Genomic DNA, 24,402 nt, shown 5'->3' on the forward strand with positions numbered 1-24,402 from the left:
AGTTAAAATCATTTTGCGTCTTTCTTAAAGAACAAGACGCCAATTCTGGCTCATCAATTACTGACAAATTCTCTCAAATAAACTTCGAGTAATTTAAACCAATTAATTAATGATAATATTTCGATCAATCAATTGGTAAAAATCCACACAAGTTGTTCTTCTATTTTCTTAATGATCTTCTTCATGCTTCGTCAGCATCAAGCTAGGTCGGCTATATTACTCTCAATCTCTTAAAAGTCAACAGGCAATTTAGATATTTTTAAAACTCATTTTACTCAACCAAAATATCAATCAAATCCTTCAAGACCCAATCAACACCCTGTTTTTCAACAAGTTTTATCCGCATCACCGCCGATGAGTGCGCATTCTACAGCATTCCATAACCAACGCAAGCCTTATTCTGGTTTTTAATTTTCAAGTGCTTATCTTTTAAACCAAATTACATATAAGCCAATGATTTTAATTGTTTAATTTATTTTAGTTTTTTAAGTAAGCTAAAATCATTTTCGATAGTTCATTCTTAAGTTGCTGTTCTTCAATCAAAAAATCATTATTACTGACGTAGCGCATCATAGTAAATAAAGTGCTATTAATAATCACAAAGGATTTATGTTTTAGGGTTTCAAAGTCCCACTCTCGATAAAAACGATTAAATACATACAAACCAACTTCAAAAAAATGCTGTTCTAAAACCTGAGCGGCTTTTGAATGGTTATAGCCATGCCAATGTTTAAGCACTTCAATAAAAAACCCCTGATCGGCTTTCATCATATCAAAACCAAATTGAACACTCAGTGGAATAATCTCTTCAATCGTGAGCTGTTCTTGCGTCACCACAAGTTGTTTAAGCGCCAGCCCTAATGTTTCACTTTTGCGCAACAGTAATTCCTGAACGATTTGTTCTTTATTTTCAAAATATTGATAAATTGATCCGACACTAATTCCTGAACGCTCTGCAATTTTAGGTGTCGTGAGTTGCAACAGACCATGTTCAGCAATACATAATTGGGCTGCATGTAAAACAGTATCAACCAAATAAATGGCGCGTTGTTGTTGTGGCTGCTTTCTCATGGGATGTTCTTTTCAAGATGCGAATTGAATACGAATAATTATTCGTATTAGAGTTTGATTAAACAATAATCAGGCACCAACTTCAAATGCAAAATACAACCCCCTCAAGATTGTCTTCTTTTGAACGCATGTCCGAGCAGAGCTGGTTGAGTCGTGTTTTATCACGCATCAATAAACGTCCGATTCAACCCAGCTTTGAGGAATACACCGCACTGGGTCAGGCCTTGCAGTCGGGCGATCATGAGATGGATCAGCTCATACTCTGGATAATGAAAAATCCACGTTTACATCGTCAGCTCTTTGAAACAGCCTTGTTTCAGGGCATTGAGCAACTGCCAGAGTCGATCCAAGAACTTGAGCATTTCTTCGCACATGTCACCCAAGCGCCTGTTTGGCTGGAACAAGATAAGATCGATGCTGCATTAGCTTTTACACATAAGCTAGGTATTAATAATGGTTTTATTCTTCGGGACTTATCGCTTATGGCGGGATATTTATATCCTGGATTTAATCAACCTTTGATGCTAACGGGGGCCTTAAAAAAACAGGCAGGAACACGTTTAGCTGAAACGACCAAGTGGTGGGTTGATATTACTGAACCTAATAGTTTACAACGTTTTAATGCAGGTTTTACCTCAACCATTTATGTACGGTTTATTCATGCATTAGTCCGTCATCAGTTAGGTAAATCAGAACGTTGGGATGCCAGTACTTGGGGCTTACCGATTAATCAGTTTGATCTGGCCATGACCAATATTGCTTTTAGTGGCGTGGTATTACTCGGAATTCGTGCGCTGGGAATTTTACCCAATCAACAAGAAGTCGAAAATTTTCTGCATTTTTGGAAATATATTGGTTGGCTGATGGGCGTCGATGAAAAATGGCTGGTGGATCAGGAAAGTCAGGGTTGGCGATTGTTGTATTGGATGCAGTTTGCCCATCCTCAATCTGATGATTCCAGTTTTGCACTTGGACAGAGTTTATCGAAAGAGCCTTTTGAACGGCGTTATCGTTATCTTCGCCCCTTACAACAAAAAATAGCTTATCGACAGCATCTGCAAGTGACTCAGTTTTTTATTGGTCGAAAGCGTATGCAAAAGTTAGGCTTAGAACATGGTTCAGCGGCTTGGTTTGCTTATTATCTGATGATTCGCAATTTGGTGTTATACACAGGGGCTAAATTTGTGCCCAAACTGGATCAAACTTTGCGAGCAAAAGGACGAAATATTCAAAAACTGGGACTCGCTTTATATCAAAGTGAATCGGAACAATTGGCCAGTATGCATCAATAAGACAAGAGGGAGTTTAAACTCCCTCTTGTCTTTTAACGAACGCTTTTAATGTGAAGATGATGGGTCATGTTGATGATCCATCGGCATATCTTTCATATCCATCGGCATAGCATCATTTTTTTCAGACTCAGACTGCATCTGATGCTGCATTTGCATCTGCTTTTGTTTGTGCATTGGCATATAGTCAGGCTCATTATTCATTGCCAAATAAAATACCCACATAAACAAAAAGGCTAAAATAATCGCGATGATCAGGAGTTTCCAACCCCAAATCGATTTTTCGGGTGACAGTTTTTCACGCATGGACATTCTCCATAAAATTGAAACGATGTTTATATCCAGAAAATCAGAATTTCATACTGACACGCGCCCAGTAGTTACGACCAATGTTATTAAACTGTTCATTGGCAGCATAACCGAACAAGGCAGCACCCGATTTATTCAAGTGTTCGCTATAAGCTTTATCGAATAGGTTATCAATCCCGACTGAGAAGTCGAGTGCTTCACTGTACTTGTATGTTGCATTCATGGCTAGCGTCGAAAAGGCTTTGCTTTTCCCCATATCATAGCCCACGATGTTACCGTCGTTTAGGCTAATCCGATTCTGTTCAGCTACTGCACGCCATAACAGACCTAAGCTGTATTTTTCCTGTACATAACGTAGATTCAAACGCCCTTCCAACGGTGCAATTTGGGGCAAAGGTTTATTGTCCGTGGTATTTTCACCCCATGCATACATTGCAGAAAGATCAGCCTGAAGATGCTCATTAAATTGATAACCCACACCTGCTTCTGCACCTGCAATCGTCGCATCAACATTATTTGCCAATGGATACATTTGGCTTGCGTTTGGCGCATTATACCTGACCAGAATAAAATCATTGATCAACCCCGCATACGCTGAAGCCCATGTGTTCCAAGCACCATGTTGCTGCTCAAACCCGATATCCAATTGAGCAGTTTTCTCGGTCTTTAAGTTATTTAAATTATTAACCATTAAATAAGAAGACTGACCCATCATATTGGTTGAACCGTTTCCATGATCCGTCGCGGTGCTATACAGCTCCCAATAATCTGGACTACGTTCAACATAACCTATTCCGGCATAGGTTTTAAAACCATGCTCAGGCAAGGTGCTTTCGATACGAATAAAACCACTTGGATTGGTATCGGTTCGTTCCTGATCATTTTCAGCACTGTCCGCTTTGACATGGTCAAAACGTGCACCAGCAACCAGTTTATTGTTTGGATTTAAACGATAGGTCCATTCGCTAAACGCACCATAAGATTCAAAGCGTAAATCTCCATCTAACGGTGGAATTGGATTTGCATCGCGCATGTACATATTGCCCGCATGCTTATTTTCCTGACGATCAACACCAGAAATCACACTAAAATTATCCCACTCTGTAGTGATCGCTGCTCGTGTATTAAGTGTACGGCGCGTAACTTCCATGGCCATAGGCATCATGGGTGGGGTACGCATTTTATAATTATCCATGATGTGATCGTTGTAGCTATAATCCACTTGAGCTTCAACTTTTTTAATCACATCGGTTAGGTTTTTTTGTTCTGCGTGTAATCCTAAACTTTCACGCTGAAACTGTGTTCCGTCCATCGTACGTCCAGCATATGCCGCTTCGCCATCGCCTTTTCCACCTTTCAGTTCAATCCATGAATCTTGTGTCGGTTTCCAACCTAGAGCTAAATCGGCATTCCAACGTTCCCAATTAGAATGAACTTTGTCACCATTGCCATCGTGATAATCATTGGCTACTGAACGATTGGCGTTAATACGCGCATATTTAGTTTCATCGCCAATCGCCGCTTCCACATTATGATCGAGTCGCCCATAAGATCCCATCAAGACACTGGCCTGTCCACGATAAGGTTGATTGGCCGTTAAATTTTCTGGTTCCCGATCAAAAATCACGGTTGCCGCAGAACCTGTATTGGCATATTGAACCGTTTGTGGCCCTTTGATCACAGTAATTCGATCATAACTTTCTGGATTAATATAGGAAGTGGGCGCATCCATACGCGCTGGACAAGCACCCAGATTTTCTGTGCCATCGGTCAAAATTTTGATGCGCGAACCAAACATGCCGCGAAAGGTGACATCACCATTAGTTCCACCATTTTTAATCGCATTAAAGCCCATAATGCTTTGTAAATAATCGGCACCATCGGTTGCAGGTACAGGCTGGATCGGCTGTTTAGGATCCGCTTGAACAATCAAACCATTTGATAGGCGATTATCCTGAGCCGTCACCACGATGGGTACCATTTTCTTGGTTTGAATATCATCTTCTGCAAACACGCCACTTGAGCTTAGGGCGATCAAAACCGCAGCCGAAAGCGGCTGTAATAAAAATTGAGTTTGAGTCATGTCTGTTTATCTCAAAACATAAATACGGAGTGGCCTAAACTGCGCAAAAACAGCTTAAGCATGATGTAAGCTTTAAAACCTAGAAAGCTAAAGGTATCTAGTTATGCGAAAACAGGCGGGGCTCGGCCCTGAGGTAGTAAAAAAAGTCGCTGAAGCGCGAAGTAAATATGCCGAAACGTTTGTTGATATGCCAATAAGCGAATCTGAATCCGGACTAAAACTTCTTTAACTTCGAGTTCAGGAGGTAACACCAGATTGCCATAGACCGTACAATACTGACATTGATGATTCAGATCATGATGGTCATGACCCTGTACAGGCTTGGATGGTGCAGACATATCATGATGCATATGCTGCATCGCTGAATGCGAGGAATGATCAGAAGAAGATGATGCAGTTAACCTTAACACTTGGGTAATAGTTTCACAGACCGGAGCAATTTGATATTGCTTCGGTAATAGCGGTTGTAAAAATACCGCGACCTGTAAACATACTGCGGTAAAACCCAGCAGCAACCCTGTGCGTAACAGCAAAACGTTCATCTCAACATTTTTTCGTCGGCAAGTATAACAAAGCCCAATCAAAATTGGGCTTTTAGTACAACAGCTTTTGCCAAAATTAGCGTTTTACCGCCACTTTTTCACGTTGACGCACTACTTTTTCAACTTTTTCACGCGCTCGTTGACGTTTTAGTGGCGATAAATAATCCACAAATAACTTGCCATTTAAGTGATCCATTTCATGTTGGATACAAACAGCGAGAAGTTCGTCAGCCTCCAACTCAAATGCTTGACCATCAAGGTTAATTGCCTCTATTTTGACACGTGACGGACGCTCAACTTTATCGTATATTTGAGGCACTGAGAGACAGCCTTCTTCGTACGGCTGAGTTTCTTCGGTGAGTGGGGTAACTTTGGGGTTAATAAATACCATGGGTTGGTCTTTATTTTCAGACAAATCCATGACAATCAGCTGAATATGACGATCTACTTGTGTCGCAGCCAAACCAATACCTGGTGCTTCATACATAGTTTCAAACATATCAGCTGCAAGTTGACGAATTTCATCGGTCACTTCTTCAACTGGCTTAGCAATGGTGCGCAGGCGGGGATCTGGGAAACTTAAAATAGGTAATAAGGCCATATGGTTATCCTCACTTATGCCATTGATCGAAAAACCAATGAAGAAAAAGCTTCATCAAAAAAATGTGTGTATTGTGCTGATTATAACGCAACTACACACATAATTTTTAGGAATTATGATAATGAAAAAGGTTTTGCACGGCATTCGATCATTTAATGCCTTGGGGTTGAAAAAACATTGTATCGCTGTGGCGATTTGCGCTGGACTCGGGATGACGGGACTCAGTGCAATCTATGCAGCAAGTCCAAACGTGAATCCACCTTCACTCAGAGCAAGCGCACCAAATGTTTATGTCGTTAAAAAAGGCGATACATTGTGGGATATTTCAGGAAAATTTCTGGATAAACCTTGGCGCTGGCCTGAAATCTGGGCAAGCAATAAACACGTTAAAAATCCGCACTGGATTTATCCGGGTGATCGCTTATTGTTATGTACGCTAGATGGACGTCCACTGGTAGGCCGTGACGAAGGTGATGGTTGTGAAGGTATTATCCGTCGTTATTCGGGACGAACTACTCTACAGCCTCAAGTTCGTATTGAACAACTCAGTAATACGATTCCTGTGATTCCACTGGACAATATCAAACAATGGTTAGATCGTACCGCCATTGTCGCGAGTGACAGTATCGAAAATACGCCTTATATTTTAGGGACAGCAGATCAGCGTGTACTGGCAGGGAAAGGGCAAAATGTTTACGTACGCGGTCAGGGTCTAACTTCGGGTCAACGCTATGCGGTCTATCGTAAAGGCGAACCTTATGTGCTGACGGATGCAAATGGCAAAAAACACACCGTGGGCTTGGAATTACTACAAGTCGCTTCAGGTATTGTGACTCAAGTCGACCATGATATTGCCACCATGGAATTGACCGATAGCTATAATGCCGAAGTTCGTCGTGGTGATCTGGTCATGTTTGAACAAGAAGCCATGTTACCAACTTTGTTCTATCCAACAGAAGCCAATCAGGTAACTCAAGGTGGACAAATCGTTCGGGTAATGGGTTCAATCGGTTCTGCTGCTAAAAATAGTGTAGTCACCATTGATCGTGGTCGTCTGGATGGTGTGCAATCAGGTCATGTTTTTGCAATTTATCAACAAGGTGAAACGGTTCAAGACCCTAAAACTAAAGAAAGAGTCAAATTGCCAAATCAGAAAGTCGGAACCTTGATGGTATTTAGAACTTTTGACCAACTAAGCTATGCCTATGTGTTAGAAAGTTCCCTACCAATTAAAGTGGGTGCTGAGATTTTGCCTCCCCGTCTTGACGATTAAAAATTCATCTTATGCTAAACAATTTGAATCCTCATCACTACCACACCATTGCGGTGTGGTATCTGGTGCAACATTCTCTTTCTGCATTTCAAAAAATCAAACATCATTTTGGTGATTGTGAACAAGCCATGTTGCCCCAACATTTGGCGCAGTGGTCACAGTTGGGCTTACATGCCAGTCATCTGAAACGTGTTCAAGAATATCAAAGCGATGCTGGACAACAGGTTTTTGCCAGACTGATTAATTTGGTAAAACAGTACACCGATTTTATTGTTACACCCGATGATACGCTATATCCATCGCAACTGCTTCCTTATGAAGATCGCCCACCGATTATTTTTGGGCAGGGTAAAGTTGATGCCTTACTACAACCGCAAATTGCAATTGTGGGAAGTCGAAAACCTAGTCCACATGGTCGACAGGTGGCTTATGATTTTGCTTTTTATTTAAGTGAAAAAGGCTTCTTTGTTAGTAGCGGTCTGGCACATGGGATTGATGAAGCAGCACATCAGGGTGGTTTACAGCATCAGCGTAGTATCGCGGTCATGGGTACTGGTCTGGATACGACTTATCCGACAGCCAATCAAGATTTACGCCAACAAATAGCACAACAAGGCGCAGTCATTAGTGAATTTTTACCGCAAACCTTGCCCTTACAACGTCATTTTCCACGGCGTAACCGAATCGTGAGTGGCTTAAGTCTGGGAGTACTGGTGGTTGAAGCCAAACAGCAAAGCGGCTCATTAATCACTGCCAATGAAGCAGCCAAACAAGGCAAACTCATTTTTGCGATTCCAGGTCATATTTATAGCGAATTTCATCAAGGTTGCCATCAACTGATTCGGGAAGGTGCAATTTTGGTTGATCATCCTGAACAGATCATTGAAGATTTAGCGCTGCCAACACAATGGCACATCAATCAGCAAGTGCAACCTGACTCAACTGAGCAAACTCATCATATCCCAGAGCATTTAATTGACTTATATCAACAACTGGACTGGATCGGACAAAGTATCGATCAACTCGCTCAAAACTTTACTGGATCAACTGCCGAATTAACTGGTCAATTGATGGAACTGGAACTCTTAGGTCTATGTCTCCAGCAAGCAGGTTTATATCAACGTTGCCGACCAAACTATTAACGTTCACAATATCCACTGTTTTTATCCAAGCAGGACATCATCATGCTGACCACCTCCGTTGTAGAAGCAGCACAAAGCTTAAAACAGGGCAATGTGCTTGCCTATCCTACTGAGGCCGTATGGGGATTAGGTTGCGATCCTTTTAATGAACAAGCCTTTCATAAAATTCTCAGCCTAAAACAACGCCCGATTGAAAAAGGGGTTATTTTACTGGCAGGTCATATCGATCAAGTTCGACCTTTACTTCTGAATCTTGATTCAAAACGACAACATCAGGTGATTCAAAGCTGGACCGATCGCAGCGTGACTGAACGTGCGACCACGTGGCTACTTCCGGTCAATGCAGCACAAATTCCCAAGTGGATTACCGGACAGCACAGCCAAGTCGCGGTAAGAGTTACGACACATGCCTTGTGTGTGGCACTGTGTCATGCATTTAATGGTTTTATTGTCTCCACCAGTGCCAATCCCGCGGGATTAGAACCTGCACGTTCTTTGCAGGATGCGAGTCAATATTTCGACTCAAAAGTTGATTATCTCAATGGTGATTTAGGCTTGAGTCAAGAACCAAGTCGCATTATTGACGCTCTGACAGGGCAAGTTATACGCGCTTAGAGCAACCCGAAGTACTGATCGTTAATTTGTCTAAGTCCAGTTTGCTTATTTAGTGCTGAAACATTGATCTTTGAAAATAAAAAAAGCTCAACCACATAGAATGGTTGAGCATAAAAAGGATGCATTTCAATTACATCCAGAGGGTAAACTAAATCTGATTGCAATGACTGATTAGAATTTAAGTCATATTTTGCAATGAATGTATTATGGATGATTCCTTTATCTTATACAAATATATTATTTATCTTATAAAAACCTATAAATAATGAGCATTATTATTCAATTATACTTAATAATTAAAATTATCATTCTATTTTCATTCATTTTTTTAAAATTTTGAATTTATTGTCATATTTCAAATTTATTTAAAAATCATATAGAAACAACAATTAAACGGCTCTTTAAGCAAATTATTTTAAAAGATTTAACTCTGATGAATAGATCTCAGAGTACGTGATCTATTCATCATTAGGGTTCTTGTTTTTAGAAACCTTAAGGAATAAATGATTTACCTAAAGAGGCAGGCAAATTCATTTGCAGCAATTTTTTATCTCGCGAAATGACCACCAACACTAAAATAGTTGCCAAATAAGGTAAGGATGCCAACAGTTCAACAGGTAGGTCTAAACCCAAAGCCTGTGCATGGAACTGTAAAATCGTAACACCGCCAAATAAATATGCACCAATCATCAAGCGTGCTGGCTTCCAGACTGCAAATACCACTAAGGCAATCGCAATCCAGCCACGACCTGCCACCATATTTTCCACCCACAGTGGCGTATAGACGGTCGATAAAAATGCACCGCCAATTCCCGCCATTGCACCGCCAAACAGAACTGCACCGTAACGAATCAATAACACGGGATAACCCATGGCATGTGCCGACTCTGGCGATTCTCCAACAGCTTTAAGCAATAAACCCAGCTTAGTTTTTGCCAAAACCCACCAGATCACAAAAAACGTTAAAATCGACAAATACACGACATAGTTTTGATGGAACAAAATCGGGCCAATAAAAGGAAGCTCGGAGAGCACTGGAATATCTAGCGCTTTTAAGCCTTCCAGACTGTTACTCACAAAATGTTGTCCTACAAATGCTGATAAACCTACACCAAAAATGGTCAGTGCGAGACCACAGGCTGCCTGATTGGCTGCTAGAGATAATGCCAAAATTGCAAAAATTAAGGCGGCTGCCATCCCTGCAATTGCACCTGCGATTAAACCCGCGGCAGGCCCTAATCCCGTGCTTGCACAAAAAGCAAAACCTGCAATTGCGCCAATCAACATCATTCCCTCAACGCCTAGATTGATCACACCTGTACGTTCTACCACTAACTCTCCCATCCCTGCAAAGATCAGTGGTGTACCTGCAGCCAGCGTTCCGGCCAAAATTGGAACTAAATCAATCATGTCTGACTCCTAAGCTGTTTCAGTTGATGCAAGGGAAGCTGTATTTTTTTTCATGGTTTTAGACTTGCCAAAACGATAGCGATTCTCAATAAAAGCATCGGCTGCCAATAAGAAAAACAACAACATGCCCTGAAATAATCCTGTAATTGCGGCAGGGAGTTGTAAATTGAGCTGGGCTGTTTCCCCACCGATATAAAGCAGAGCCATCAAGAAGCCTGACAGTACAATTCCAATCGGATTTAATCGACCTAAGTACGCGACAATGATTGCTGCATAGCCATAGCCTGGAGAAATATTAGGATTAAGCTGTCCGACAGGCCCCGCGACTTCCCCCACTCCTGCAATACCGGCCATAAAACCTGAAATCATCAAGCTAAACCAAATCGCCTGTTTGGCAGAAAAACCAGCGTAACGTGCCGCATCAGGCGCTTGTCCACCCACTTCGAGCTTGTACGCCAGAAAACTACGTTTACTAAACAACCAAAATGCCAAGACTGCAAAAATGGTAACCACGATCAAGGCATTAATCCGTGTGCCCTCAAATAAAATTGGAAATAAGGTTCCATCATCGAACATTACCGATTGTGGAAAATTCATACCTGCTGGATCTTTCCACGGCCCATTAATTAGGTACAGTAAAATGAAGGTCGCGATATAATTCAGCATTAACGTGGTCAGCGTTTCCTGTGCATTAAAGTGGGTTTTTAATAAAGCAGGAATGGCTCCCCACAACGCACCACCGATTGCCCCTGCAATCACCATACATGGCAATACCCAAAATCCTGAAACTCCCTGACAGGCAATGGCAAGTCCCCCCCCAAAGATCGCCCCTATAATCAACTGACCTTCGGCACCGATATTGAAAATACGGGCTTTAAATCCAACAGATAAACCTAATGCAATTAAAATTAAGGGACTGGCTTTAATTATCAATTCACTCCAGCCATACCAACTGGATAATGGCTCGATAAAAAACACCTGAAATGCTTCAAGTGGATTTTTCCCTAGTGCCATAAACAGCAAGCCACCAATAGTGAAAGTCGCGACCAGCGCAATGATAGGTGAAAGCCACTTCATTAATGTCGATGGATGATCACGTGGTTCGAGTAAATGCATATATAATCCCCGTTAAAATGAAATGGTCTAAGCTGTTGCGCTTAAAACACTTGAGTTTTCAGCTTGCCGATTTAATCCTGACATCATCAAACCAATGGCTTCTGCATTGGTTTCGCTGACAGGTTGAGCTTGGCTCAGGCGACCTGCCGCCAGAACAGCAATTCGATCACTGATCTCAAATAATTCTTCCAGTTCTTCAGAAATCACGATGATGGCAACCCCTTGACGGGATAAATCAATCAAAGTTTGCCGGATAAAAGCTGCGGCTCCGACATCGACGCCCCAAGTCGGTTGTGCCACCACCATGACCTTTGGCTGTTGTAAAATTTCACGTCCTACAATGAATTTTTGTAGGTTACCGCCCGATAAGGAACGAGCAGCAGCTTCAGTGCCAGAAGCTTTTACTGCAAATTTTTGAATACAGTCCTGTGCAAACTGACGTGCTTTTTCATAACTGACCAGTCCATAACGAACAAAGCCTTGTCGAAATGCAGTCAACAATGCATTTTGAGTTAAACTCATGGCAGGCACTGCACCACGTCCCAAACGTTCTTCGGGTACAAAGCCAAAACCCAGTGCACGGCGTTGTCCTGCATTTAAATTCCCAATCGCACGACCTTCTAACAGGACACAATCTTTGGCTGTAGTGATTTCACCAGACAAAGCGGTCAAAAGTTCAGCCTGACCGTTTCCAGAAATCCCTGCAATCCCTAAAATCTCACCTGTTTTTACACTGAGCTGAATATTCTCAAGGGATGTTCCAAAAATATCGGGTGCCTGTACATTGAGCTGTTTGATTTCAAATATAGGCAGACTTTCACCTGTATAAACTGGATGTTCGTAAGCAGGAAGATCACGACCTATCATCATTTTGGCCAGACTAGCGGTACTTTCTTGTTTTGGAATGGCCGTACCTGTAACCTTTCCACCACGTAAAATAGTGGCACAGTCACAGAGCGTTTGTATCTCATTGAGTTTATGACTGATATATAAAATTGACACGCCTTCGCTGGCCAGACGACGTAGGGTTTCAAATAAGGTCAACACTGCTTGAGGCGTCAGCACTGAAGTCGGTTCATCTAAAATGAGCAATGACGGGTTTTGTAATAAACAGCGGACAATTTCAACACGTTGCCGTTCCCCAACCGATAAACTATAAACCGTTCTTTTTGGATCAATAGGCAATCCATATTTTTCAGACACCTCAATCACGCGTTTGGATAAGGCGTTTAAATCAAATTTTTCATCCAAGCCCAATGCAATATTTTCCACAACGGTCAGGGTTTCAAATAACGAGAAATGCTGATAGACCATCCCAATACCCAAACGTCGGGCTGCGGCAGGACTTTCAATACTGACCGAGCGACCATTCCAGACAATTTCTCCTTCATCGGCTTTGACTGCCCCATAAATAATCTTCATCAGGGTGCTTTTACCTGCGCCATTTTCTCCAAGCACTGCATGGATTTCACCTGGTGCGACCTGTAAGCTAATTTGATCATTGGCGACTAAGCTACCATAGCGCTTGGTAATATTGATCAGTTCCAGACGATTTTGCTGCATAATAGGCGTTGACTTGTTGCTCGTCGTATTGAAGACAGGATCAACAGAGATTGTATCGGAAGGTAGTGCCATCATGTCATCTCTTTGGTTCAGGTGATTGAAATGAAGCAAGGGACATGCCATGCTAAAATCACATTGCTTTGGTAGATATAGATCATTTAAAAAATAAAATAATGATCAGCTTCAGGCTTGTATCAAGACCAGAACCCCTGATGGGCTTGTGCTGCTTCTTCACTTAAACACGGTCCAATCACTTGTATAGCTCGTTGTCCACTGGCAAAGACCTGTCGGCAAGGTAAAGATAAAGTTGGGTTTTCTGGATGATTACCCGTGATTTCGAGTAATTGCCCCTCACTCATGCCATAAACCACGCGACCAATGCCCGTCCAATAAATAGCACCTGAACACATCGCACAGGGTTCTGCATTGGTATATAACGTGCAACCTCGAAGCTGTTCTAAGGGTAACAGTCGCGCAGCCTGTCCTGCGGCTACAGTTTCTGCATGGCGAGTCGGATCACCTGTGGGTGGTAATGAGTTATTGCCTGCCTGTGTCACGATTTCCCCTTGTGCATTCACGACAATTGCAGCAAAGGGATGTAAGCCTTGTTGTTTGGTTTGTTCTGCCAGTTCAAAGGTTTTTCTTAAAAAAAACAGGTCTTGAGCTGTGGCCTGATCATGTGTTGTCATTTCGCTGTCCCTTGGGATTCAATGGCGTTTGAGCATGAGCATGGAGCGTAAACAAGCTAAGGTCTTGTTGCTTACGCTCAACCTGCATCCTCAATACATTTTAGAAGTGGTAGTCCACACGAACCATTGGAGTACTGGCTGTTGCGCCTTTTCCGGCAAAACCATCGGTATCATTGCCGAATTTATTTTTCCAGTACTCATAACCTGCACCAGCACGCAACTTACTGCCTTTAAGACCTATCACTGAACTTAGGTCATACATCACCCGTGCATCGATATGGGTTTCAGCTTTGGTATCGCCACCCGATTCATTTTTTCCTTTAGAGTCAATCCAGAGTGCATAACCTTCAAAAGATAACGGTGTTTTTGCAATTGGAATGCCCCAAGTGAATTGAGCTGCTGCATGTGTATCGTAAGTATAGCGACCAGAAGAATAGCCAAAACGTGGTGTATCTGAGGAAGGATCATTACTTTCAAATAATGCCAAGATGCTAAAATCTAGAAAGCCAGGCACATCAAATTGAATCGTTGGTCCAACCACCCACATCCGCTTTTTAGAACTATAGCTATCATTCTTGGTATTCCAGTCCAAACCTGCTGTTAAACCCGCGCCACGAATGTAGCCTGGTACAGATAAGTTGGTTTTGGTGATTGCACCTAAATCCAGATAGCGACGGATGACTACATAAGCTTCCTGAGTGCCTTTATTGTTGGATTGCGTGCTATTTGGCTCATCATTAGACTGAAGTAAATCGACATTAAAGAAATTTGAACCATATTTATCGCTACTGGCATGGGTCAGGTTAAAAATCTGTTTGGTAATATCAGTACGGCTGCCATCTGCATCATTTTTATACGGTTCAGCAAATTGAGTGCCGTAGCGCCAACCAATCGAAGTATCACTCCATGTTGCGGCCTGTGCAGATTGCATGGCACCTACTCCCCCTAGAATAGTCGCCATAGCAGTCATTAACGTTTTAAGTGCATTACCTTGTTGTAATACTTTCATTACACATTTCCCCTTATCACCTTGTTAAGATCAAAGCGCACAATATTCTTTTCAAGATACTGATTGATTGCTTTGTTAAAATCACGTTTGCCCCAATGCAAAACGATCTGACTCAGAGATAAAGGCAAATTTCCTACCAAAGATTGGCATATTAAAAATGTACAATGTTGCTTATGTTAAAATAGATATAAACCCGCCATTCAGTCTTTTTTTTAATCGAATTTCATGAAAATACAGAGCATTAAAAGCACAGGGCAATAGCTGTACGATTTCCCTGTGCTTGAACGTAAGTGATTGAGAGAAAGAAACTGCAAAGAATTAATTAATTGACCACATGACTATCGTTTCTCAGCACCGAAATCACCAAATCACGGAACCAGCGAAATTCAGGAGAGCGGTGCTGGCGTTCATGCCAAAGTAGATAATAAGAAATTTTAGGAAACTGAATCGGTGCTGTCGAAATCGTCAACGGTAATAATGCACTATAATGGCGAGAAAATGAGCGCGGTGCAGAGAAAATCGCGTCAAGTTGTAGCAACATGTACGGAATCATCCCAAAATACGGAATAAATGCCACAATATTACGTTTCAGTCGTTCTTTAGATAAATGTAAATCGATGACACCACGCTGGCCAACCGTATAGGGTGTGGGTGCAATATGATCAGCATTTAAATAATCATCCATGGATAAAGGTTTGTTGGCGAGTGGGTGTGACTTACGCATCAGGCAAACGACTTCATCTTCAAACAGTGGCGCAAGCCGTAAATATTCTGGAGGTTGCGGCCAATTGCCAATCACCGCATCATACATGCCACTTTCGAGTGCATGGGCATAATCCACATTGTGTCCCATCGAATGCATAATCACCGTACAATGCGGAGCTTCCACATGAATCCTACGCAGAATTTCACCAATCGCGATCGGATTTAAATAATCGGATGCCGCCAGATTAAAGACTTGGCGCGATTGCGCAGGATCAAAATTGACTTGCTGAGTCGCGATCAGTTCGAGTTGGCTGAGTACCTGACTCACAGGCTCAAGTAGAGATAATCCGCGCTCAGTTGGAGTCATGCCATTTCGACTACGCACCAAAAGTTGATCACCCGTAATTTCCCTGAGTTTTTTTAAAGCAGTACTAATGGCAGGTTGTGATTGATTCAGTCGTTTGGCTGCATTAGATACACTTTTTTCAGTCAAGAGCACATATAACACTTGCAATAAATGTGCATCCAACGCTTCCCATTTGTTTGTAGGATGAATCACCAAGCTGTCCTTATTTTACTAAAACGAAGTTTATAGGCAAAATTTATACCATCTCTGGCATACAATAGAACAGCACTATTCACAATGATGAAAATAAAAACAGTTTTTTTATGAATTATTTCAATTGACAGCCAATAAACCCGCCATAGGAATAAAGTGGCTTTGATGACGAATACGATTGATCCAGCGACGAATATGCAAAAATGGCACTAAGCTCAGTCCTGCATCCCATGCCAGCGCGACTTGTGGAAAGATCATCAAGTCGGCAATCGTGGGGTGTGAGCCCAATAAATAGCCCTGCCCAATAACGGTTTGCTCACATAAGTGATCATCTAATTCGCGTAATTGTTGCGTTGCCTGTTGGATTAGCTGTTCCTCATTAGATAAAAATTGATCGACCGACAAATTCGCCTGACGTAAGATTCCTAAACTGAGTTTAAGTGCTCCATTAAAATCAGACCAACCCTGTATTTGTGGTGATAAATTTTCAGGCATCCATTGCGATTGAGTTTGTGTTATTTCAAGCAGTTGTTTAAAAATAGGCATCAACCCAGAACGGTTTGACGTGGAATCGAACAAAACAGGACATTCAAATTTTTGATCGAGTTGCTCGACATCTGCATAGATGGATTGATAAGGAAGCTGTAAAAACTCAAGTAGCAAACGAATGCTGTAACAATCCGTAGATAATGGATCATCTGCGAGTTGAAAAGCCGCTTGTGATTGATTTAAGTTCATGCCACATGCTCCCTGTGGGTGTTTTGATGTACACCATAACTCCAGTTTTTCGCGATCAACCATTTACGATAGGCGGTCGCCAGTGCATCGGCTTTAGTTGGAATTTCCAATTTTTCAAGTGGAAGTTTCAAAGGCAGATGATTTTCCAGAATCGGTTTATCCTGTGTAAAAATTTTCTGCTGAAATAACACCATATCGGTCATGCTACTGGTCTGATCATCCAGAATCATGAGTAAATGCGCTCGAATATGAGTTTCACTCAAGGGTTGAATAAACAGACACACCACATCGGCAGGAATAATTCCCTCAGCCGCAGTATTCACTTTATATAAAATCGCATTTAAGGGGGAAGCAACACGATAAACATATTCAGTTTCCTGTGGCTGAGGAGAACTCGGTGCAGCAAGCGGTTGAGTAAAAAAACATTCCGTTGCCCAAATTTCATCGACCTCTTCACGCCATTCAACTTGATAAGGTTTGACGGCGGTTTCTGGTTCAGCACCCAATATGCCTGTATGTACGTAAGGAAAATGTGCCATATCCAGAAAATTTTCAATACCACGCAATGGCGAAGTCCTCACACCATAAGCGCCACAGGGTACACGGCGGGCGGCGGCAACATCATATTCTTGTAGCTGAAATAGTGGTTTTTTCTCAGTGCCAATACACAACCAGACAAAGCCATAAGCCGCTTGTACTGCAATATCTGATGGAGCAATATCGAGTGCATCAAATCGGATCTGATACACTTTTTCAGCATGGATAATATCTTGCTGGATCGTCAAATTATGGCCATCCAAACGAGTTTTGATCTGTTGCTGCTGAACAAACTCCTGTTCAGATGCCACCACAATCCACTCGCCAACCAAGCTTGGTGCAAGTGATGGAAGATGCTGCTGATTAGACATAACTCAATTGCTCCAACTCCAAATCCTGTCGCATCTGATTTAACAAAGGATGACGCTGGGTTGCATGTTCTTCTTGCAATAACATGGTATGTATCGTCACCACATTGGACTGAGTAGGTGTTAAATAAATGCGTAGTGCGGAATCTTTAGCATGACCTTGCCACACTAACCGATTGTGACTAACGCAGTCACTTACCCCCAGTTCAGATAGATAATCCTGTACCTGAGACAATGTCGTCGACAGTGTGACCGAACCTGCATAAACGAACGGCACCTCCTCCAAAGGAAGATCAGCACAATAATCAGCATCACCGCCATACCAAATCATGCCTGACTTTTCAGTGACAGCATAAGACTTGGCACATAAACTTTTCGGCGCACGTTGATCAGGTTGAGCAGGTATTCGCTGACAATGCCCATCTTCAGCAGCAAACTGCCAACCATGATAGGCACACACGAGACTTTCGCCTTGTACTTGTCCCAGACTTAAACGCACACTGCGATGCGGACAACGATTTTCCCAAATTTGGACATGACCTTGCATAGAGCGCCATACGGCAACATCTTTATCTTCCACCAGAAATTGTTCCACCTCACCCGCTTCGATCAACACCGAAGGAACTAAAGGGATCCATTGTCCTGTGATCATGTCCATCTTCCTCAGAAAAACCATTGACTTAAATTTTACAGTTTATTTTGGCAATACGCCCTGAACACCTTGTACATAGAAGTTCATCTTATCCAGTTGTGCTTCGGTATAAACACTGCCTGCCTTCACAAACTCTTTGCCAGCTTGTGTATACAGTGGACCTGCAAATGGATTCAGTTTACCTGCCTTAATGGCATCACGACGAGCCAAAACCATTTTTTTAGCGTCAACCGAAACTGCTTTTCCAATATTTTCCACATTGACCGTGCCTTCTTTGACACCATAATAAATCGGCGCATTGGTCCATTTGTTCGCAGCAACATCTTTCAGCACTTTTTCATAAATCGGATCCCAATGCAGTACCGCCGCAGCTAATTGCGCATCGCCACCAAATTTACCCATATCCGAATTCCAACCGAGACCCCAAACCCCTTTTTGCTTGGCCGCCTGTACCACTGCTGGCGAATCCGTATTTTGCAATAACACATCGCATCCTTGTGAAATCAAGGCTAAAGCAGCATCACGTTCTTTACCTGGATCAAACCAAGAACTGACCCAGACCACTTGGGTAGTAATTTTTGGATTGACACTACGCGCACCAATAGTAAACGCATTAATATTGCGCACCACTTCTGGAATTGGATAAGAACCTACAAAACCAATTTTACCAGTCTTGCTCTTACTTCCTGCCAACACACCAAGCAAATACGCACCCTGATAAGTACGAATATTATAGTTGCCCATATTTTTGCCAGATTTATAACCTGTGGCATGCATAAACACCGTATTTGGATAAGTACGTGAGACTTTCTCCATTGCATTCATATAACCAAATGACGTACCAAAAATGACCTTATTGCCTTGTTGCGCGAGGTTACGAAAAACACGTTCTGCATCACCTGTTTCAGGCACATTGGCCACAAAAGTGGTTTTCACCGCCCCTTTAAAATCTTGTTCGGTACGAATACGCGATTGATCATGTGCGTAAGTCCAACCATGATCCCCCGGTGGGCCTATGTAGACAAAAGCAGCTTTGAGCGGATCAGCGGCATGTGCAGTCGTTACGACTGTGGCTGTCGTCGATAAAGCACCGAGTGTGAGTAAACCGCTACTGGCTGCACAAAATGCAGTCTTTTTGAATTTTGAAAATAATTTGGAAAATAAACCCTGTTGGCTTTGATCGTGAAGCTGATTTGGATTTTTGTTCATTTCAACAGACATCGCACTACCCCATTTTTGTTATGGTATAAAGACACCAGAAAATAAACTTACGCTGAACCAAAGATTTATTTTCCAGAACACATCAAGCTAAAATGCAACCTTTGCGCCAACATGAGCTGTGTTGTTTTTAATTGATCATTTTTAAATAAAGGTTATATAAAAACTAAAATAGAGCCAATGAATCGATCAAATCAAAATTTAAATAAAACAAAAATAATCAATAGGTTATTTAATGCTTCCGTTGCAATGTGACTTTAGCTTATTGCTTGATAAACATTTAAGAATCGCCATCGTTTGGATAGCGTAGAGATTCTGCACAAGTGTGGAACATCCCTGTCCACCCCACTGTTTAAAAGCTATGTATCTAGCTTGGAATGATCTTTTTGGTTTTTATTGATGTTTTCTTTTGCGCCAAAATGATGCCCAACAAGATCATCACTCCACCCAGTGTATGATAAATCGTCCAGTGTTCTGACAACCACAGACTGGCAATAATTGCCGTAAATACAGGCATCAGATTCATAAAAATACTGGTTCGATTGGGTCCAATTTGCTGAACAGCCACCATCCACAATAATGGTGCAATCAGTGATGGAAAAATGCCCGCATAAAAAACACTTGGTCCATTTTGGAGATTAATCGGATCTAGTCCCAACCACACAATAAAGGGCAGGTGATAAATCAGAGCAAAACCGATTTGCACATATAGACTGATCAATAACGGAATCTGTAACTGCCATTTCTTTAAAAACACCCCATAAAATGCATAGAAAAACACCGCAACCACCATGATGGCATCGCCCCAATGCCCACCACTTTGCAATAAGTTGGCAAGATGTCCCTGACTCATGACATACATGAGACCGAAAAAAGAAATCAAACTCCCGATCACAGCAAATTTATTGGGAATATCCTTTAAAATAAACATTGAGACAAAAATGGTAAACACTGGAATAAAGGCATTGATAATCCCCATATTGGTCGCAGTGGTATAATGTGCAGCACTATAAGCCAGTCCTTGATATAGCACCATCCCAAAGGCACTTAACACCGCCAGTTGCCCCAAATGCCGCCGTACCAGCATCCGTTGTTTCCAGACTTGAGGCAGGATAAAAGGTGTCAATACTAAAAATGCCACCAGCCAGCGATAAAAACTAATGCTCACTGGAGAAATATAATCGGCCACATAGCGAGTCACTGTAATGTTCAGCGACCAAATTAATACAGCCAGCATAGGCAGTAACAATGCCCACCAATGAACTTTTGCAGCGTCTTTCATGAATTTTTCAAACTAAATGAGAATAAATCTATTTTATCCTTGTCGAGATAAATTGAAATATCGCAAATCAGACATTTGTATCGCAGTTAAGACATCACTTATTGATCAAAATCGGTTATTGATCAAATAAGTCCCATGCTTTCATGGCATGTTCCACCACATGATTCAATTCATCAATTTCTGCGCCATCCCGTGCCTGCACCGTTAAACCTTGAATCACAGTGCAATAAAAATCAGTCATCGTTGCAATAGGTGCATATTTAGATAAATCACCCTCCTTAACTCCTTGCTCCAGACGCTCACATAGTTTTTGTTTGGTCGCTAAACGCTTTTCAAGTAGGTTATGTTGTATATCCTGCGCTTGTTCCGAGCCATTCATGGCAGCAGTAATTAACATACAACCTTTGGGCTTATTGGGTTGAGCCAAACGTTTGACGTTGTCATATAGATACAGCTCAAATGCAACTTTAGCGGTTTTGGCTTCTAAAAAAATGCGGAGGATCGGACAAGCTTCATGAGCCAGATAATAATCAATACATTGATAGAACAGCCCAGCTTTGTCACCAAAACTACTGTATAGACTCGGTGCCGTCAGTTCCAACGCTTGAGTAAGATCACTGATTGAGGTGGCTTCATAACCATGCTCCCAAAACAACAACATGGCTTTTTCCAAGGCCTGTTGCTCATTGAAGCACTTTGGTCGACCGCGTTTTTTCTTTGCTAACGCAATCGGCTCATCCAAAACCAGTGTTTTATCTAATTTTGTCATAAAGCTCACAGCTATTTTTATAACAATCATTATTAAATTAATTGACGCTGATATTTTTTTCAACTATTTTTATTTTCATAGTGATCACTATGAAAATAAATTGACGCATTTCTATTTCCTACAAAAAGGCTGAAATTCAATGGATAGCTCAACACCCATTCCGCCCAGTCCTGCCCCACAAGGTAGCTGGCTGGCCATATTGGCAGTTTCGATTGCCGCATTTGCTTTGGTCACCAGCGAATTTTTACCGATTGGTGTGCTCAATAGTGTGGCCAGCGATTTAAATATTTCAACAGGTACGGCTGGGCTGATTATTACCCTTCCAGGTGTAATGGCTGCTTTTGCTGCGCCTTTACTACCTGTGGCAATGAAACAACTCGATCGTCGTTATGTGCTGATTTTACTCACCTTCATAATGGTCATTGCAAATACGATTACTGCATTTTCTGACAATTTTACCCTGCTGTTACTCAGTCGATTAGTTCTAGGGATTTCAATTGGAGGTTTCTGGGCGACTGCAATTGCCCTGAGTGGCAAACTGGCACCCAAAAGTTTACCTATTGCCAAAGCCACAGCCGTCGTCATGGCAGGTGTGACACTAGCCACCGTGCTAGGTGTTCCAATTGGCACATGGTTAAGTGAGTTTTATGGTTGGCGCAGTGCCTTTGCGATCACGGCAGTCATTGGTTTTATCGTGCTCGTGCTTCAAGTCGTATTTTTACCGCCATTACGCCCTGATGCTGCCATTCATTTACGTGACTTGCCTGCTTTACTTCGTATTCCGAAAGCTCGTAGTGGCATGTTAATTGTACTGCTGATTGGGCTGGCACATTTTTGTGCTTATAGCTATTTGGCACCATTTTTTAAACATATTGCAGGCTTTGATGGCACGACCATTGGTATGTTGTTATTACTGTATGGCATCGCGGGTGTTTTCGGTAATGCGTTTGCAGGTTATAGCGGTAATTTAAATATTCGTTATACCTTAGCATTTGTGGGAATCTGTTTTGCTATTGTATTCTTTGGATTTCCTGTGTTTGCCATTCATAAAACAGGCGCATTTATCTTAACTGCTTTATGGGGTTTTGCGTTTGGTGCATTTCCAACCTCAGCCAATATCTGGATGTTTGTACATGCACCGCAAGCCGTCGAAAAAGGAATGCCGTTATTTGTTGGCTTATTTCAGGTGATGATTGCCAGTGGATCATTACTTGGTGGTTTTGTGGTTGATCATTTTAATGAAAATATTTTAATTTATGGTGTACTCAGTTTTATTCTTTTAGCTTTGCTGTCTATTTTCACGTTAGCTAAAGGTTTAAATAATCCGAAAATCAGCTGTGAAAATGAAGCATGAATGATGTAATTTCTCCAACACAGAATACCTTACAAAATCTGGCTCAACAATTGGAAATTCACGAATTCTTTTTCCATCCGCATGACAGTGTGTGCCCGCATTCTTCACTGTGGGGAGATTTCAACTTCAGTTTAAATGGGGTGCTTGAAATTCAGGTGGGTGAACGTACCTTCTTGGCACCGCCTAATTATGGTTTGTGGTTACCGCCACAAACCAGTCATTTTTGTGTTACAGTCGATCAGCCGACGCATTTTATTTGTATCAGAGTCCATCCTGATCTTTGTTCACAGTTTCATGCTAATCCCAAAACCCTCGAAATCCGACCTTTTTTTCATGCCTTGGTGAAAGAGTTATTACATGATCAGTACTCTCCAGATTCGATAGAATATCTGCGGTTATTACAGGTCTTGTTCGATCAAATGTTGGCAGCAGATTGTTATGACCATTATTTACCCCAAACCACGCATCCAACTCTCGCGCCCATTTTGGATAAATTAGGGCAAGCCCAGTTGTTTAATTCTAGTTTGCAGCAGATTTTACAAAGCTTTCAAATTAGTGAACGTCATGCACTACGTTTGAGCCAGCAGGAATTACAATTATCTTTATCAGAATGGCGTAATCGCGCCAAAATTGTGTATGCGATTGGTCAAATTCAGCAAGGGACCGCGATTAAACGAATTGCACTGGATTTAGGTTATCAACATAGCTCCAGTTTTATTGAATTTTTTAAACGTTATACCGGTCAAACTCCCCTTCAAATGAAATAAACAGAGTGCATTGTGGATAACTTCACGGTTATACACAGAAATCCAGAGTAAAACACTTGCCTTTCTGCATAAATCTCCTTAAAACAAGATATCTCTTTTATGTATGCAACTTTAAGGACTTATATGAGCAATTCAGTCTACGACATTCCAGTCAACACGATCTCAGGGGAAGAAGCCACTTTAAATCAGTATCAAGGCAAAGTGCTATTGATTGTCAATGTAGCATCCAAGTGTGGTTTAACACCTCAATATGAAGGACTGGAAAAACTATACCAGTCACAAAAAGAGCATGGTTTAGAAATTCTGGGGTTTCCAGCCAATAATTTTTTGGAACAGGAGCCTGGTACAAATGATGAAATTCAACAGTTCTGCTCGTTGACTTATGATGTACATTTTCCCATATTTTCCAAAATTTCTGTCGTAGGTGAAGATAAGCATCCGCTTTATCAAACTTTAATCACTGCACAGCCTGAACGTATTGGTGAAGGACCGTGGTGGCAAGATTTAGTTGAATATGGCCTAACCCCAAATCCAAAGCCTGAAGTATTGTGGAATTTTGAGAAGTTTTTAATCAATAAAAAAGGTGAAGTGGTGGCACGTTTTGCACCCGATATCACTGCGGATGACTCTCGTTTAGTCGATGCCATTCAGGCAGAGTTAGCAAAATAAGATTTTACTGCAAAGATGACAAATCCTATGTTTTGTCATCTTTATTTTTATAAAAATAAAGTATATTTAAAA

Annotated in this window: 24 protein-coding genes; 7 read left to right on the top strand and 17 right to left on the bottom strand. The window is 41.7% G+C overall.

Going from position 1 to position 24,402, the window contains the following annotated elements; translation table 11 throughout:
- Positions 1–477: 477 nt before the first annotated feature.
- On the bottom strand, positions 478–1,071 hold the full coding sequence (locus J500_RS12345; RefSeq protein ID WP_004995411.1) for a TetR/AcrR family transcriptional regulator: 594 nt from the start codon (positions 1,069–1,071) through the stop codon (positions 478–480).
- A gap of 86 nt (positions 1,072–1,157) precedes the next feature.
- On the opposite strand from J500_RS12345, the gene J500_RS12350 reads away from it, so the two are divergent.
- Positions 1,158–2,363 carry an oxygenase MpaB family protein gene (locus tag J500_RS12350; RefSeq protein WP_004995412.1) on the top strand — a complete coding sequence of 402 codons (1,206 nt, stop codon included), beginning with the start codon at positions 1,158–1,160 and terminating at the stop codon, positions 2,361–2,363.
- A 45-nt stretch (positions 2,364–2,408) separates the two neighbouring features.
- On the opposite strand, the gene J500_RS12355 is transcribed toward J500_RS12350, so the two are convergent.
- From J500_RS12355 to def, 4 genes are all read right to left on the bottom strand, one after another.
- Positions 2,409–2,666 carry a hypothetical protein gene (locus J500_RS12355; protein WP_004985566.1) on the bottom strand — a complete coding sequence of 86 codons (258 nt, stop codon included), beginning with the start codon at positions 2,664–2,666 and terminating at the stop codon, positions 2,409–2,411.
- A gap of 43 nt (positions 2,667–2,709) precedes the next feature.
- Positions 2,710–4,752, bottom strand: coding sequence for a TonB-dependent copper receptor (locus J500_RS12360; protein WP_004995413.1), 2,043 nt, complete (start codon positions 4,750–4,752; stop codon positions 2,710–2,712).
- 101 nt (positions 4,753–4,853) lie between these two features.
- Complete coding sequence (locus tag J500_RS12365) at positions 4,854–5,285, bottom strand: DUF2946 family protein (RefSeq protein ID WP_373866500.1); 432 nt, start codon at positions 5,283–5,285, stop codon at positions 4,854–4,856.
- 85 nt (positions 5,286–5,370) lie between these two features.
- Positions 5,371–5,895: a peptide deformylase gene (gene def, locus J500_RS12370; RefSeq protein ID WP_004985572.1), complete on the bottom strand. Its 525-nt coding sequence runs from the start codon at positions 5,893–5,895 to the stop codon at positions 5,371–5,373.
- 121 nt (positions 5,896–6,016) lie between these two features.
- On the opposite strand from def, the gene J500_RS12375 reads away from it, so the two are divergent.
- The 3 genes from J500_RS12375 to J500_RS12385 are packed head-to-tail and all read left to right on the top strand — an operon-like array spanning position 6,017 to position 8,925.
- On the top strand, positions 6,017–7,168 hold the full coding sequence (locus J500_RS12375; RefSeq protein WP_004995419.1) for a LysM peptidoglycan-binding domain-containing protein: 1,152 nt from the start codon (positions 6,017–6,019) through the stop codon (positions 7,166–7,168).
- Between the two features lie 11 nt (positions 7,169–7,179).
- A complete protein-coding gene (dprA, locus tag J500_RS12380) occupies positions 7,180–8,310 on the top strand; it encodes a DNA-processing protein DprA (RefSeq protein WP_004995422.1) in 1,131 nt (376 codons plus the stop codon).
- A 42-nt stretch (positions 8,311–8,352) separates the two neighbouring features.
- Positions 8,353–8,925 (top strand): L-threonylcarbamoyladenylate synthase, encoded by a 573-nt coding sequence (locus tag J500_RS12385; RefSeq protein ID WP_004995425.1) that lies wholly within the window; start codon positions 8,353–8,355, stop codon positions 8,923–8,925.
- A gap of 492 nt (positions 8,926–9,417) precedes the next feature.
- Here the strand turns inward: J500_RS12385 and J500_RS12390 are convergent, their stop codons facing one another.
- The 12 genes from J500_RS12390 to J500_RS12445 all read right to left on the bottom strand — a co-directional run bounded on the left by J500_RS12390 (position 9,418) and on the right by J500_RS12445 (position 21,540).
- Positions 9,418–10,335 (bottom strand): ABC transporter permease, encoded by a 918-nt coding sequence (locus J500_RS12390; protein WP_004995427.1) that lies wholly within the window; start codon positions 10,333–10,335, stop codon positions 9,418–9,420.
- Between the two features lie 9 nt (positions 10,336–10,344).
- Positions 10,345–11,451 carry an ABC transporter permease gene (locus J500_RS12395; protein ID WP_004995428.1) on the bottom strand — a complete coding sequence of 369 codons (1,107 nt, stop codon included), beginning with the start codon at positions 11,449–11,451 and terminating at the stop codon, positions 10,345–10,347.
- 27 nt (positions 11,452–11,478) lie between these two features.
- Entirely contained in the window at positions 11,479–13,089 is a 1,611-nt protein-coding gene (locus J500_RS12400) for an ABC transporter ATP-binding protein (protein ID WP_004995431.1), read from the bottom strand.
- A 119-nt stretch (positions 13,090–13,208) separates the two neighbouring features.
- Complete coding sequence (locus J500_RS12405; protein WP_004985588.1) at positions 13,209–13,703, bottom strand: nucleoside deaminase; 495 nt, start codon at positions 13,701–13,703, stop codon at positions 13,209–13,211.
- A 100-nt stretch (positions 13,704–13,803) separates the two neighbouring features.
- Positions 13,804–14,712, bottom strand: coding sequence for a hypothetical protein (locus J500_RS12410; protein WP_004995434.1), 909 nt, complete (start codon positions 14,710–14,712; stop codon positions 13,804–13,806).
- 322 nt (positions 14,713–15,034) lie between these two features.
- On the bottom strand, positions 15,035–15,976 hold the full coding sequence (locus J500_RS12415) for a LysR substrate-binding domain-containing protein (RefSeq protein ID WP_004995435.1): 942 nt from the start codon (positions 15,974–15,976) through the stop codon (positions 15,035–15,037).
- Between the two features lie 120 nt (positions 15,977–16,096).
- A complete protein-coding gene (locus J500_RS12420; protein ID WP_004995439.1) occupies positions 16,097–16,714 on the bottom strand; it encodes a glutathione S-transferase in 618 nt (205 codons plus the stop codon).
- Positions 16,711–17,622: a hypothetical protein gene (locus tag J500_RS12425; protein ID WP_004995442.1), complete on the bottom strand. Its 912-nt coding sequence runs from the start codon at positions 17,620–17,622 to the stop codon at positions 16,711–16,713. The genes J500_RS12420 and J500_RS12425 overlap by 4 nt, the downstream gene beginning before the upstream one ends.
- Positions 17,615–18,271 carry a Rieske 2Fe-2S domain-containing protein gene (locus tag J500_RS12430; RefSeq protein ID WP_004995443.1) on the bottom strand — a complete coding sequence of 219 codons (657 nt, stop codon included), beginning with the start codon at positions 18,269–18,271 and terminating at the stop codon, positions 17,615–17,617. The genes J500_RS12425 and J500_RS12430 overlap by 8 nt, the downstream gene beginning before the upstream one ends.
- Before the next feature lie 42 nt (positions 18,272–18,313).
- Entirely contained in the window at positions 18,314–19,492 is a 1,179-nt protein-coding gene (locus tag J500_RS12435; RefSeq protein WP_004995445.1) for a BMP family ABC transporter substrate-binding protein, read from the bottom strand.
- A gap of 364 nt (positions 19,493–19,856) precedes the next feature.
- Positions 19,857–20,771 (bottom strand): DMT family transporter, encoded by a 915-nt coding sequence (locus J500_RS12440; protein ID WP_004995448.1) that lies wholly within the window; start codon positions 20,769–20,771, stop codon positions 19,857–19,859.
- Positions 20,772–20,886: 115 nt separating this feature from the next.
- A complete protein-coding gene (locus tag J500_RS12445) occupies positions 20,887–21,540 on the bottom strand; it encodes a TetR/AcrR family transcriptional regulator (protein ID WP_004995450.1) in 654 nt (217 codons plus the stop codon).
- 139 nt (positions 21,541–21,679) lie between these two features.
- On the opposite strand from J500_RS12445, the gene J500_RS12450 reads away from it, so the two are divergent.
- The 3 genes from J500_RS12450 to J500_RS12460 all read left to right on the top strand — a co-directional run bounded on the left by J500_RS12450 (position 21,680) and on the right by J500_RS12460 (position 24,330).
- Entirely contained in the window at positions 21,680–22,894 is a 1,215-nt protein-coding gene (locus tag J500_RS12450) for an MFS transporter (RefSeq protein ID WP_004995453.1), read from the top strand.
- The gene (locus tag J500_RS12455; RefSeq protein WP_004995455.1) at positions 22,891–23,661 is read left to right on the top strand and encodes an AraC family transcriptional regulator; all 771 of its coding nucleotides are present in this window, start codon (positions 22,891–22,893) and stop codon (positions 23,659–23,661) included. The genes J500_RS12450 and J500_RS12455 overlap by 4 nt, the downstream gene beginning before the upstream one ends.
- Positions 23,662–23,784: 123 nt before the next feature.
- The gene (locus tag J500_RS12460; RefSeq protein ID WP_004985611.1) at positions 23,785–24,330 is read left to right on the top strand and encodes a glutathione peroxidase; all 546 of its coding nucleotides are present in this window, start codon (positions 23,785–23,787) and stop codon (positions 24,328–24,330) included.
- The last annotated feature ends 72 nt before the right edge of the window (positions 24,331–24,402 follow it).

The organism is Acinetobacter sp. 479375 (genome assembly GCF_000581715.1).
Classification (GTDB): domain Bacteria; phylum Pseudomonadota; class Gammaproteobacteria; order Pseudomonadales; family Moraxellaceae; genus Acinetobacter; species Acinetobacter ursingii.

What these genes read in the sequence shown, in the direction of transcription:
- J500_RS12345 (WP_004995411.1), bottom strand. Translation starts at nt 1,071, where the DNA reads ATGAGAAAGCAGCCACAACAACAACGCGCCATTTATTTGGTTGATACT.
- J500_RS12350 (WP_004995412.1), top strand. Translation starts at nt 1,158, where the DNA reads ATGCAAAATACAACCCCCTCAAGATTGTCTTCTTTTGAACGCATGTCC.
- J500_RS12355 (WP_004985566.1), bottom strand. Translation starts at nt 2,666, where the DNA reads ATGCGTGAAAAACTGTCACCCGAAAAATCGATTTGGGGTTGGAAACTC.
- J500_RS12360 (WP_004995413.1), bottom strand. Translation starts at nt 4,752, where the DNA reads ATGACTCAAACTCAATTTTTATTACAGCCGCTTTCGGCTGCGGTTTTG.
- def (WP_004985572.1), bottom strand. Translation starts at nt 5,895, where the DNA reads ATGGCCTTATTACCTATTTTAAGTTTCCCAGATCCCCGCCTGCGCACC.
- J500_RS12375 (WP_004995419.1), top strand. Translation starts at nt 6,017, where the DNA reads ATGAAAAAGGTTTTGCACGGCATTCGATCATTTAATGCCTTGGGGTTG.
- dprA (WP_004995422.1), top strand. Translation starts at nt 7,180, where the DNA reads ATGCTAAACAATTTGAATCCTCATCACTACCACACCATTGCGGTGTGG.
- J500_RS12385 (WP_004995425.1), top strand. Translation starts at nt 8,353, where the DNA reads ATGCTGACCACCTCCGTTGTAGAAGCAGCACAAAGCTTAAAACAGGGC.
- J500_RS12390 (WP_004995427.1), bottom strand. Translation starts at nt 10,335, where the DNA reads ATGATTGATTTAGTTCCAATTTTGGCCGGAACGCTGGCTGCAGGTACA.
- J500_RS12395 (WP_004995428.1), bottom strand. Translation starts at nt 11,451, where the DNA reads ATGCATTTACTCGAACCACGTGATCATCCATCGACATTAATGAAGTGG.
- J500_RS12400 (WP_004995431.1), bottom strand. Translation starts at nt 13,089, where the DNA reads ATGATGGCACTACCTTCCGATACAATCTCTGTTGATCCTGTCTTCAAT.
- J500_RS12405 (WP_004985588.1), bottom strand. Translation starts at nt 13,703, where the DNA reads ATGACAACACATGATCAGGCCACAGCTCAAGACCTGTTTTTTTTAAGA.
- J500_RS12410 (WP_004995434.1), bottom strand. Translation starts at nt 14,712, where the DNA reads ATGAAAGTATTACAACAAGGTAATGCACTTAAAACGTTAATGACTGCT.
- J500_RS12420 (WP_004995439.1), bottom strand. Translation starts at nt 16,714, where the DNA reads ATGAACTTAAATCAATCACAAGCGGCTTTTCAACTCGCAGATGATCCA.
- J500_RS12425 (WP_004995442.1), bottom strand. Translation starts at nt 17,622, where the DNA reads ATGTCTAATCAGCAGCATCTTCCATCACTTGCACCAAGCTTGGTTGGC.
- J500_RS12430 (WP_004995443.1), bottom strand. Translation starts at nt 18,271, where the DNA reads ATGATCACAGGACAATGGATCCCTTTAGTTCCTTCGGTGTTGATCGAA.
- J500_RS12435 (WP_004995445.1), bottom strand. Translation starts at nt 19,492, where the DNA reads ATGTCTGTTGAAATGAACAAAAATCCAAATCAGCTTCACGATCAAAGC.
- J500_RS12440 (WP_004995448.1), bottom strand. Translation starts at nt 20,771, where the DNA reads ATGAAAGACGCTGCAAAAGTTCATTGGTGGGCATTGTTACTGCCTATG.
- J500_RS12445 (WP_004995450.1), bottom strand. Translation starts at nt 21,540, where the DNA reads ATGACAAAATTAGATAAAACACTGGTTTTGGATGAGCCGATTGCGTTA.
- J500_RS12450 (WP_004995453.1), top strand. Translation starts at nt 21,680, where the DNA reads ATGGATAGCTCAACACCCATTCCGCCCAGTCCTGCCCCACAAGGTAGC.
- J500_RS12455 (WP_004995455.1), top strand. Translation starts at nt 22,891, where the DNA reads ATGAATGATGTAATTTCTCCAACACAGAATACCTTACAAAATCTGGCT.
- J500_RS12460 (WP_004985611.1), top strand. Translation starts at nt 23,785, where the DNA reads ATGAGCAATTCAGTCTACGACATTCCAGTCAACACGATCTCAGGGGAA.